Origin of the sequence: Streptomyces sp. NPDC048604, from assembly GCF_043199435.1 — a bacterium.
Classification (GTDB): Bacteria; Actinomycetota; Actinomycetes; order Streptomycetales; family Streptomycetaceae; genus Streptomyces.
This window is the reverse complement of sequence record NZ_JBICVX010000020.1, coordinates 124,444-135,306: the sequence shown is the minus strand read 5'-3', so window position 1 is coordinate 135,306 and position 10,863 is coordinate 124,444. Positions and strand designations below refer to the sequence as shown.

The window sequence follows — 10,863 nt, the reverse complement described above, 5'->3', positions numbered from 1 at the left end:
GCGGATGGGCGGTAGCCCAGTCGGTCGGCGACTTCGCGGACGTGGCGGCGGGTGGCGTCCGGGAGCCGGCCCTTGCCGTTGAGCGCGTCGGAGACGGTCGTGATGGAGACCCCGGCGGCGGCGGCCACGTCCCGGATGCCCATGCGGGAGCGTCGGTGAGCTGCAGTCGTCATGTTCCGCTGATGGTAGGTGCGGAGCGGGCCGTGAAGCCTGGCTCCCAGGGGAGTTGACGCTTTTTCCCCTTGGTTCCGGCCGGTGATGGCCCAAGGGGGCGTCCCCCGGCGCGACCCCGGCGCCCCTAGTGGATCACCGATACGGATGACGGCGCGCACGTGACTCGGTTGCCGTGCCGTCGTCGGCGTTTCGTATGCACCTTTTCTGGCAGTCTGTTGCGTGTTGTGTGTTCTTGATGGGGCCGACACGACCTCTAAGGGGTGGCAGTGACAGCGGTGAAGCGGAGCCGGACGACGAGGACCGCGGCGGGAGTCTCGGCCGCGGCGCTTCTGCTGCTGACGGGGTGTGACGTACCAGGCGTCTACCGTCCTGCCCGACCCGCCACCGGAGGGCCGTACACGTTCTATGTGAGCCCCGACGGCGACGACAAGAACGACGGTATGTCGCCCGAGAGGCCCTGGCGGACCCTCGGTCATGCGAACAGCGCGCGACTCCACCCCGGCGACCGGCTCCGGCTCCAGGGCGGCGAGCGGTTCCGCGGCAGCCTCACCCTGGACAAGGGCGAGGCCGGCAGCGCGACCAGGCCTGTGGTCATCGAGTCGTACGGCGCCGGCCGCGCCACGATCGCCCCGCGGGGAGAATCAGCGATCGTCGTGCGGAACACCGCGGGCGTGGAGATCCGCAACCTCTCGCTGGTCGGCGACCGCCATTCCCTCCGCGAGGGGGTCGGCGTCGCCTTCCGCAACAGCCTGCCCGACGCCAGACGGCTCGCCCACGTCAGGATCACGAACGTGGAGGCTCGCGGCTTCCAGAACGGCATCAGCCTGGGAGCCGACGGGGACACCGCGGCGGGATTCAGCGACGTGCGGATCACCGACGTCTCCGTGCACCACAATCTCGAGTCCGGGCTCGCCTTCTATGGGCCAGCGTTCGAGGCGGACCGCCCGACCTACGCGCATGAACGGCTCCGGATCGAGCGGGTGAAGGCCTACGCCAACTCCGGCGACCCGGAGAGCGACGACCGCAATACCGGGAGCGGCATCGCGCTCGGCAGTGTCCGGAACGCCAAGGTCATGCGTTCGGTGGCTCATGACAACGGCGCGAGGTCCGCCGCCGACGCCGACGAGGGACCCGAAGGCGTCTGGGTGTACGACTCCGCCTGGGTCGTCCTGGAGCACAACACCTCGTACCGCAACCGCACCGGCTCCCGCGTCGACGGCGGAGGGTTCGGCCTCGACAACAACGTGTCCAACTCGGTCATGCAGTACAACCTCGCGCACGGGAACGACGGGCCGGGCTTCCTCGTCTACTCGGGCCTGCCGACCGGCGCTCACAAGAACAACATCGTCCGCTTCAACATGAGCTGGGACGACGCGCGGAAGCTGCCCGAGTACGGCGGCATCGTCGCCTACGGCGCTCGCCTTAGGAACCTGGACATCTACCACAACACGGTGGTGATGCGGACCGAGGACCTGGCCTCTGCGGAAGCCGCAGGCGACCGTCCGCCGGCCCTCCGGCTGCGCGACGGCATGCGCGGCGTGCGCGTCCACAACAACATCTTCGCCACCGACGGCGGCCCCCTGGTCGAAACCCAGTCCGCGTACAGCCCCGCCATGATCCGGCTCCAGGGCAACGACTACTACAGCACCGGACGGTGGGCGCTGGGGTGGGGGACCCGGCGCTACACCACCCTGGCCGGCTGGCGCAGCGCGTCCCGCCAGGAAATGCTCGACGGGGAGGCGACCGGCTCCAACGGCGACCCCTGTCTGCGAGGCATGGCCGCGCCCGTCACCGACCGGGCCGGTGCCGCCAACCTGGTGCCCCGCTGCAAGGGCGCGGTGCCCCTCGGCCTCGGGCCCGGGGACTTCGGATTCAACCCGGGCCCCGTCGACTACTTCGGCAACCGGCTCGGGAACACGCTCACGGTCGGTGCGGCACAACCCGTCAAGAAGGACTGACGGCCCTCGGGCGACGAAGGGAAGGCGGCCGGGCTCGGCGGACCCGGCCGAAATCCGGGTGCCGGATTCCAAGATCGCGCATAGCCTCGTGCGGGACCGCGACCCCGAGGAGCGACATGCACCGGCTGGACCTCGTCACGCTGCCCGTGACCACCGAGCGGTTGACCCTGCGGCTGTTCACCGCGGACGACGTCGACGACATGTACGCGTACCAGCGGCTGGAGAGCGTCGCCCGCTATCTGTACCGGCCGCCGCACACCCGCGAGCGCTGCGCCGAGGTCATCGAGAAGTTCTCCGCGCCCACCGGCTGGTCCGAGGACGGCGACGCGCTGCTCCTCGCCCTGACCCGTGCCGACGAGCCCGGCGTCATAGGCGACGTCGTCCTGAAGCTGGCCGACGCGCACGCACGGCAGGCCGAGATCGGCTGGACCCTGCACCCCGCGTACGAGGGCCGCGGCTACGCCGCCGAGGCCGCCCGAGCCCTCGCCGCCCTGGCCTTCGACGAACTCGGCGCGCACCGTATCTTCGCCCGCCTCGACGTCGAGAACATCGGCTCCATGAAGCTCTGCGAGCGTCTGGGGATGCGCCGCGAGGCCCACCTCGTGGAGAACGACCTGGATGGCGAACGCTGGGGCAGCGAGTACATCTACGCGGCGCTCGCGCACGATCTCAAGCGCTGAGCGCGGAACCAGGAGAACACGACGTGTCTCATCCCGTCATCCGCCCCGTCACCGTCGTCACCGGTGGCAGCCGTGGCATCGGCGCCGCGACCTGTGTCCGGCTCGCGACCGAAGGCCACGACCTGGTCCTCGGATACGTACGCGACGCCGCGGCCGCCGAGGACACGGCGGCCGCGGTGCGCGCTGCGGGCGCCCGCTGCGTCGCCGTGCGCGCCGACACCTCCGAGGAGAAGGACGTGGACCGGTTGTTCGACGTCGCGGCCGGCGAACTCGGGCCGGTCACCGGTCTGGTGAACAACGCCGGTGTCACCGGGCCGCTGACGCGGTTCGTCGACGTGAGCACCGAGGACCTGCGCCGAGTGCTCGACGTCAACCTGTTCGGGTATCTGCTGTGCGCGCGGCGGGCGGCCCGGGACATGTCCGCGCTCGGCGGCGGCGCCATCGTGAACGTGTCGTCCGCGGCAGCCACACTGGGCAGCCCCGGCGAGTACGTGCACTACGCTGCGACGAAGGCGGCCACGGACACCCTGACCGTGGGGCTGGCCAAGGAACTCGGCCCGGACGGCATCCGCGTCAACGGCGTCGCCCCGGGCGTCGTCGAGACCGAGATGCACGCGGCCATGGGGGACCCCGACCGCCCGGCGAAGGCGGCGGCGACGATTCCGCTCGGCCGGCCGGGACAGCCGGGCGAGATCGCCGCGGCGATCGCCTGGCTGCTGTCGCCGGACGCCTCGTACACGACCGGGACCGTGCTGCGGGTCGCCGGAGGGCGCTGATCCGATCTTCCGAGGTTCGTGCGTGACCGATCGGCCGCTCAGTAGTTGTTCTGGTCATGAAGAAGCGCAGCATGCTCGCCGTGGCGTCCTTCGCCGCAGGCGTCGTCACAGCCATCGTCAGCCCCTCGCCCGCCTCGGCCGCCGTCGGCGCCGAGGGCCTGAACCTCCTGCCGGACCCGACGACCGTGGGCTCCGTCGTCACCGACGCCGTCGAGGAGCTCGGCAGCGGCGGGCTCTCCGGGCCGGCAGCGGGCGAAGGACTGCTCTCGCAGCACTGACACCCCACAGGCGCCCCCAGCGGCCGAAGGACCACGACGTCGTCCGTCGTGGTCCTTCGCCGTTGTCGGTGCCGGGGGCCGGTCTTCACCAGGGCTGACGGCCGGCTGCGGAAAACCCGCGCGTGATGCACGGGGTCCGTGCTTGGATTCCGGCCGTGACTTCCGATCTTGCTCCTGACGTTGCCCCCGACCTCGACACTGACCTTGCTGCCGACCTCGCGCCCGAGCTCCGCCGCGACCTGCTGGACCGCATAGAGCACTACTACGACGCCGTGCCCCGATCCTCGGCCCGGGCCGAGGACTTCGGGCCGCTCACCCTCTTCGTGCAGGAGGGGGCGGGCTGGCCCTACTACGGGCGGCCCGCCCTGGGCTCGGGGGCAGCGGCGACCGCCTCCGACGTGGAGCGCGTCCGGGCGCGGCAGCGGGAGCTGGGGGTGCCGGAGGCGTTCGAGTGGGTCGACGAGACCACGCCGGGGCTGCGCGCGGCGGTCGAGGCGACCGGGCTCGCCGTCCACGCGCACCCGCTGATGGCGCTCGACCTGGACGCGCCCGCCGGGCCGGCGGAGCCGGCGTCGGCCGACGGGACGGTCGTGCGGATGCTCGCCCCTGACGATCCCGCGCTGCTCGGCGCGGTGTGCGTCCCGCAGCTCGCCTTCGCCGACCGCGGCACCGCGAGAGGCGAGGCGGGCGCGCCGGAGTTGGCCGAACGGATGCGGGAGCAGGCCGGATCGGGCGCGGTGGAGCGCATCGCGCGACGGATCGAGGACGGGCTGACGCGGCAGGCGGCGGTGCTGGAGGACGGCTCCGTGCTGTGCGCGGGACAGCACCAGCCGGTCGGGGAGGTCAGCGAGATCGTCGCCGTCGGCACGCTGCCGGCCGCCCGCCGGCGCGGCCTCGGCGCGGCCGTCACCGCCGCCCTCGTCTCCGACGCGCGAGCTCGGGGCGTGCGCACGGTGTTCCTGTCCGCCGGGGACGAGGACGTGGCGCGCATCTACGGCCGCGTCGGCTTCCGCCGCGTCGGTACGGCGCTCATCGCGGAACCGGCGCGGGACGCCGCCGGGCAGTGAGGCGGCGGGTGACCGCCTCACCGTGCCGCTCTTGCGGCGCTGCCCCGCCCGTCACGGGCGGGGCAGCGAAGGGGCGTATGGGCCCGGGGCCGGTCTAGGCCAGGGCCGTGGTGCGGTTCGGGCCGGTGGCCGGAGCAGCGATCGTCGTACGCAGCGGGTCGCGCGGGCGGTCGGTGGGGGCGCGGTCCGCGGGCGCCGGGCGGCCCAGGCCCTTGACCGTCCAGCCGGCGGCCCGCCACTCCTCGTGGGCCAGCGCGTTGCGCCCGTCGATGAGGACGGGTTCGCGGACCACGCGGGCCAGCTTGACGGGGTCGACCTCGCGGTACTGGTCCCACTCCGTGAGGTGGAGGACCAGTTCCGCCCCCTGACAGGCGGCCGGCAGGTCGGCGTCGCAGCGCAGTTCGGGGTGGGCGAGCCGCGCGTTGGCGGTGCCCTCGGGATCGTGGACCCGGACGTCCGCACCCTCGCGGTGCAGCGCCGCCGCGACGGCCAGCGCCGGAGAGTCGCGCACGTCGTCGCTGTTCGGCTTGAACGTGGCGCCCAGCACGGTCACCCGACGGCCCGTCAGGTCGCCGCCGGACAGCCGGCGGGCGAGGGCGACGGTCCGGTTCCGCTGCCGTGTGTTGATCTCGTCGACCTGGTCGAGGAACGCCACCGCCGCGCCGACGCCCAGTTCCTGCGCCCGGGCGGTGAACGCCCGGATGTCCTTGGGCAGGCAGCCGCCGCCGAAGCCGAGCCCGGCGTTCAGGAACCGCCGGCCGATCCGGGTGTCGTGGCCGAGCGCGTCGGCGAGGGTGACGACGTCCGCGCCCGCCGCGTCGCAGACCTCCGCCATCGCGTTGATGAACGAGATCTTCGTGGCCAGGAAGGAGTTCGCCGCGACCTTCACCAGCTCCGCCGTGTTCGGGTCGGTGCTGATGTACGGCACGCCCGCCGCGAGCATCGGGGCGTACACCCGGCGCAGCGTCTCGTCCGCCTCGCGGCTGGTGGCGCCGACCACGAGCCGGTCCGGCCGCAGCGTGTCCTCGACGGCGAAGCCCTCGCGCAGGAACTCCGGGTTCCAGGCCACCTCGGCCCGTACCCCGGCCGGCGCCAGGCCCGCGAGGCGGGTCGTCAGCCGGGCCGTCGTGCCCACCGGGACCGTGGACTTGCCGACGACCAGACAGGACGCGGGCAGATGCGGCGCGAGCCCGTCGGCCACAGCGTCCACGTACCGCAGGTCGGCCGCCTGGGAACCGGGCTGCTGTGGGGTGCCCACGCAGATGAAGTGGACCTCGCCGTGCGCCGCCGCCTCGCGCAGGCTGGTGGTGAAGCGCAGGCGGCCGGAGGCGAGGGCACGGGTCAGGACGTCGTCGAGTCCCGGCTCGTAGAACGGGGGCCGGCCTTCGGCGAGGGCGGTGATCTTCTCGGTGTCGACGTCGACGCCGAGGACGTCGTGCCCGATGTCGGCCATGCACGCGGCGTGCACAGCTCCGAGGTATCCCGTACCGATGACGGTCAACCGCATGCGGGGTTCTCCTGTCTGGGCGGAAGCGAAGGGAGGGGACAGGGCACGGTTACGCGGGCGCGTAGCCGTGCGGGTTCTGCTGCTGGAAGTTCCAGGCGTCGCGGCACATCGCGGCCAGGTCGCGCCGCGCCGTCCAGCCCCAGGCCGCCGCGACCTTGGCCGGATCGGCCACCAGCTCCGCGACGTCGCCGGGCCGACGAGGCGCGATGCGGTGCGGGATCGGCTGACCCGACGCCTGCTCGAAGGCCTGCACGAGCTCCAGGACGGAGGAGCCGCGCCCGGTGCCGAGGTTGAAGACCTGCAGGCCCGGCTCGTCGTCGAGGTGGTCCAGGGCGGCCGCATGGCCCTCGGCGACGTCCACGACATGGATGTAGTCCCGGATCCCGGTGCCGTCCGGCGTCGGGTAGTCGTCGCCGAAGACGCTGAGCTCGTCTCGGCGGCCCACGGCGATCTGGGCGAGGAACGGCATGATGTTGTTCGGGACGCCGCTCGGGTCCTCGCCGAGCAGCCCGCTGGGGTGCGCGCCGGCCGGATTGAAGTACCGCAGCGCCAGCACCCGCAGTTCGGGGACGTGCCGGCACTGGTCCGCGAGGATCCGCTCGCAGGTCCACTTGGTCGTCGCGTACGGGTTGGTGGGCGCGGCCGGGGACTCCTCGGTGAGCGGGACGAGGGTCGTGTTGCCGTAGATCGAGCAGGACGACGAGAACACCAGCCGGTGCACGCCGTGGTCGTGCATCGCCGCGACCAGAGCCGTGGTGCCGCCGACGTTGATGTCGTAGTACGCGAGCGGGATCCGCACCGACTCGCCGACGGCCTTCTTCGCGGCGAAGTGGATGACCGCGTCGATCGGGTGGCTCGTGAACACCGAGTCCAGCGCCCGCCGGTCGCGCACGTCCGCGGTGTGCACCGCGGCGATCGGACGGCCCGCGATCTTCGCGACGCGTTCCAGGGCCTCCGGGGAGCTGTTGGAGTGGTCGTCGAGGACGACCACCTCGTGGCCGGCGCGGAGGAGTTCGACGCAGGTGTGGCTGCCGATGAAGCCGGCGCCGCCGGTGACCAGGACGGTCTTGGGCACGGGGAACCTCGTTTCTCGAGTGGTCGCGGGGCCGTCACCAGGCGTAGAAACCGGTGAGGTAGGTGGGGAAGACAGCGACGGCGAACGCCAGGGGGAGCAGTGTGAGCAGACCCGCGGTGAGCGGGATCGCGGCCGTGCGCAGGGCCCGGAGGCGCCGGACACCGGCGGCGTGGGCGGTCTCGCCGATGTGCAGGGCGCAGATGGCGAGCGTCACCGTGGAGTACGAGAGCGCGCCGAGGATGCAGAGGAAGACGTAACCGAAGGCGGGGCCGGTGAACTGACCGACGACGGCGGCGCTGGACAGCAGCGTGGTGATCAACAGGTACGGCGCGACCGCGCGCAGCGGCAGTGGCTCCAGGCCGTCACGGTTCTTCGGCGTCACCTTGAAGGTGATCTGACGGGGCCGCAGCTTCTGCGCCAGGGCCGCGCCCACACCCCAGGCGACGTACGGCCAGCGGGCCAGTCCGAACAGCCAGCTCTCCCAGCTGAGGACCGGCGCGCTCCGTGGCCGCAGCAGGCCGCGGCTCCTCGCCAGCAGGGTGAGCAGGATCAGCCAGAACGACATGGCCCAGAAGTGGCCGAGGAACTCGAAGTAGTTGACGTTGATCCAGGGCAGTCCTGTGACGGCCGCGATCGGAGGCAGCGCCAGGCCCATGCAGGTGGTCAGGGCGAGCAGCGGATAGTACGAGAGCGCGAAGGAGAAGCGGACGCGGAGCTTGGCCGGCATCCGTCCGAGGTGGCGCGGGAGCATCCCGAAGAGTGCCACGGCCAGGCTGCGGGACCACTGGAACTCCTGCGTGGCCATCGCCGCGAAGGTGATGGGTCCGTCGCCGTGGGCCTCCGCATCGATCGCGAACGCGCCTTGCCAGCCGGCGGAGTTGAGCAGGAACGTGGTGGTGAAGTCCTCCGCGAGCTCGGGACCGAGGCCGCCGATGTCGCGCAGCGCCTGGGTGCGGACCGCGTAGTGGGAGCCGATGCACAGAGGCGCCAGGCCGTCGGAGTGACCGAGCTGTACGGCGCCGTGGAAGGTCGCCTCGCGGTGGAGCCGGCCACGGGCCGCCCAGGAGCCGTCGGCGTTGGCGTCACAGATGCTGGGTGCGGCGACATATCCGATGGCGCTGTCGGCGAACGGGCGGACGACCTCGGCGAGATAGTGCGGATGGGGCACATGGTCGCAGTCCAGCTGGGCGACGACGTCGTAGTGCTCGTACCCCCAGTGGTCGTAGAAGAACGCGAGGTTGCCCTCCTTGCACCGGGTGCGCCGCGGCCAGTCGTGTCGGTGGTAGTCGACGCGATCGCGCCGGCAGGAGACGCCCACGCCGTGTGCCCGGCACCAGTCCAGGATCTCCTCGGTGGGGTCCTCGTCGCACAGCCAGACCTCGTAGGCGTGTGGGAACTCCTGGCCGATCATCGCCTCGAGGGTCCTCCGGGCGATGTCCCAGCTCTCGGAGGGGGCGCGGGTGACGACGAACGCGGTCCGCAGCGCCGGGATCTCGGCGGCGGGGTCGAAGCGTCGCATCCGGTTGAGCGCGACCAGAAAGTGCAGGGGGAGCAGAGTCAGATAGACCAGCAGGGCGCTGTTGACGAGCAGTCCGACCCAGCCGATGCGATGCGCCGGCTGGAGCCACCACAGCCAGAACCAGGTCGTGCAGACCGCCCAGCCGAGGGTCAGCAAGGCCACGAGGACACGGTCCGCCCGGGAGAACTGCCGGACGAAACTCGACCGGAGGGGAGCGAGCTGTCGTGGAGGCACCGCGAGCAGCGGACCGTCCGGGCCGATGGAGGCCACAGTGCCGTTCGAGAGGGCCTTGATCTCCTTGCCCAGCGCCTCCCATTCCTCCGGTGAGCCCAGGGCGGGCGACAGCAGCGGTGGGTCCTGGACGGTGCCGGTCCCACCGACGGGACCTTGCTCCAACGACGTCATGACAGCGGGTTCTCCAGGCGGTGCGAGAGCGGCCGTGGGGTTACGGGCGGGGCGTGCGGCGGGTGGTTGCCGGGGCCGGACGGCACGCGCCGTCCGGCCCCGGAACGCGGATCAGGAGCCTGCGGCGGAGGAGCCGGTCGCGCCGGCCGACGCCACGCCGGAGGCGGCGGTGGCCGGGCCGGGGATCGTCCGGTCACCGGTGGCCGGTCCGGTCACGGCGGAGAGCGGGACGGTCTCGTCCTGGCTGCCGCGGATCGCCGCGGCCGAGGTGCGCAGCCGGTCCGGGCGCGCGGCGAAGTACGCGACGGTGCGGCGCAGCCCCTCGGTGATGTCGAACTCCGGCTCCCAGCCCAGGACGTCACGGGCGCGGGTGATCACCGGGCGGCGGCGGACCGGGTCGTCGACCGGCAGCGGGTGGTACTTCACCTCGGACGCCGATCCGGTCGTCCCCAGCACCAGCTCCGCGAGTTCGGCGACGGTGCGCTCGACCGGGTTGCCCAGGTTGAACGGGCCCAGTTCGGAGGAGTCGAGGAGGGCGAGCAGGCCGCGGATCAGGTCGTCGACGTAGCAGAAGCTGCGGGTCTGCTTGCCGTCGCCGTAGATGGTCAGCGGTTCGCCGGTCAGCGCCTGGGTGATGAAGCTGGACACCACGCGGCCGTCGTGCGGCCGCATTCGTGGCCCGTAGGTGTTGAAGATGCGGGCGATGCCGACGTCCAGGCCGTGGGTGCGGCGGTACGCGGCGGAGACCGCTTCGGCGTATCGTTTCGCCTCGTCGTAGACGCTGCGCGGGCCGATCGAGTTGACGTTGCCCCAGTACGCCTCCTCCTGCGGGTGGACCAGGGGGTCGCCGTAGATCTCGCTGGTCGACGCGAGGATGAAGCGGGCGTCGTGGCGCAGGGCCAGCCGCAGGGCGTTCTCGGTGCCGCGGCTGCCGACCGCGAGGGTCTCCAGCGGCTGACGCAGGTAGTCGGGCGGGGACGCGGGGGACGCCAGGTGGGCGACGGCGTCGACACGGCCGGCGACCTCCATGGCCACGCTCACGTCGGCGTGCTGGAACTCGAAGGCCGGGTCGGAGAGGAGGTGGGCGATGTTCTCGGGGTCGCCCGTCGAGAAGTTGTCCAGGCACACCACCGAGTCGCCGCGCCGCAAGAGCGCCTCGCACAGGTGTGACCCAAGGAATCCACCGCCACCGGTCACGGCAACGCGCATTTGTTTCTCCAGGAAGGGGATCTGGAAGGGCCTCACGCCCCGCCGCACGGGTGGCCGGAATGCAGATGACCGGCCGGAACCGACAAGCGGAGCACTCACGGGAAATCGCAAGACGAGAGTATGGGTATAAGTAGGGATTTATACGGAGGCAAGCGCAGCACTGCGCCGTTCGGCAGGCACCGCGCGGGGGAGCACGACGACCCGCTCCCCGCTTG

Annotated in this window: 10 protein-coding genes; 5 read left to right on the top strand and 5 right to left on the bottom strand. The window is 72.0% G+C overall.

The window, feature by feature from the left end:
• Window positions 1-221 (bottom strand): LacI family DNA-binding transcriptional regulator (locus tag ACGFMM_RS32060; protein ID WP_393649992.1); only part of this gene is annotated, 221 nt, incomplete at its 3' end.
• Between the two features lie 360 nt (window positions 222-581).
• Here ACGFMM_RS32060 and ACGFMM_RS32055 point away from each other — a divergent pair.
• The 5 genes from ACGFMM_RS32055 (at window position 582) to ACGFMM_RS32035 (ending at window position 4,933) form a co-directional block, all read left to right on the top strand.
• Window positions 582-2,132 carry a right-handed parallel beta-helix repeat-containing protein gene (locus ACGFMM_RS32055; protein ID WP_393649984.1) on the top strand — a complete coding sequence of 517 codons (1,551 nt, stop codon included), beginning with the start codon at window positions 582-584 and terminating at the stop codon, window positions 2,130-2,132.
• A gap of 116 nt (window positions 2,133-2,248) precedes the next feature.
• Window positions 2,249-2,812 carry a GNAT family N-acetyltransferase gene (locus tag ACGFMM_RS32050; protein WP_393649983.1) on the top strand — a complete coding sequence of 188 codons (564 nt, stop codon included), beginning with the start codon at window positions 2,249-2,251 and terminating at the stop codon, window positions 2,810-2,812.
• Window positions 2,813-2,835: 23 nt separating this feature from the next.
• Window positions 2,836-3,588 carry a glucose 1-dehydrogenase gene (locus tag ACGFMM_RS32045; RefSeq protein WP_393649982.1) on the top strand — a complete coding sequence of 251 codons (753 nt, stop codon included), beginning with the start codon at window positions 2,836-2,838 and terminating at the stop codon, window positions 3,586-3,588.
• A gap of 56 nt (window positions 3,589-3,644) precedes the next feature.
• Window positions 3,645-3,866 carry a hypothetical protein gene (locus ACGFMM_RS32040; protein WP_393649981.1) on the top strand — a complete coding sequence of 74 codons (222 nt, stop codon included), beginning with the start codon at window positions 3,645-3,647 and terminating at the stop codon, window positions 3,864-3,866.
• Window positions 3,867-4,105: 239 nt separating this feature from the next.
• Window positions 4,106-4,933 carry a GNAT family N-acetyltransferase gene (locus ACGFMM_RS32035; RefSeq protein WP_393649991.1) on the top strand — a complete coding sequence of 276 codons (828 nt, stop codon included), beginning with the start codon at window positions 4,106-4,108 and terminating at the stop codon, window positions 4,931-4,933.
• Window positions 4,934-5,027: 94 nt separating this feature from the next.
• Here the strand turns inward: ACGFMM_RS32035 and ACGFMM_RS32030 are convergent, their stop codons facing one another.
• The 4 genes from ACGFMM_RS32030 to ACGFMM_RS32015 form a co-directional block, all read right to left on the bottom strand.
• Window positions 5,028-6,440, bottom strand: a complete 1,413-nt coding sequence (locus tag ACGFMM_RS32030; protein WP_393649980.1) for a UDP-glucose dehydrogenase family protein — start codon at window positions 6,438-6,440, stop codon at window positions 5,028-5,030.
• 49 nt (window positions 6,441-6,489) lie between these two features.
• Window positions 6,490-7,515, bottom strand: a complete 1,026-nt coding sequence (gene galE / locus ACGFMM_RS32025; RefSeq protein WP_393649979.1) for a UDP-glucose 4-epimerase GalE — start codon at window positions 7,513-7,515, stop codon at window positions 6,490-6,492.
• Window positions 7,516-7,549: 34 nt separating this feature from the next.
• The gene (locus tag ACGFMM_RS32020) at window positions 7,550-9,439 is read right to left on the bottom strand and encodes a glycosyltransferase family 2 protein (protein ID WP_393649978.1); all 1,890 of its coding nucleotides are present in this window, start codon (window positions 9,437-9,439) and stop codon (window positions 7,550-7,552) included.
• 111 nt (window positions 9,440-9,550) lie between these two features.
• The gene (locus tag ACGFMM_RS32015) at window positions 9,551-10,648 is read right to left on the bottom strand and encodes a UDP-glucuronic acid decarboxylase family protein (RefSeq protein WP_393649977.1); all 1,098 of its coding nucleotides are present in this window, start codon (window positions 10,646-10,648) and stop codon (window positions 9,551-9,553) included.
• Between the last annotated feature and the right edge of the window lie 215 nt (window positions 10,649-10,863).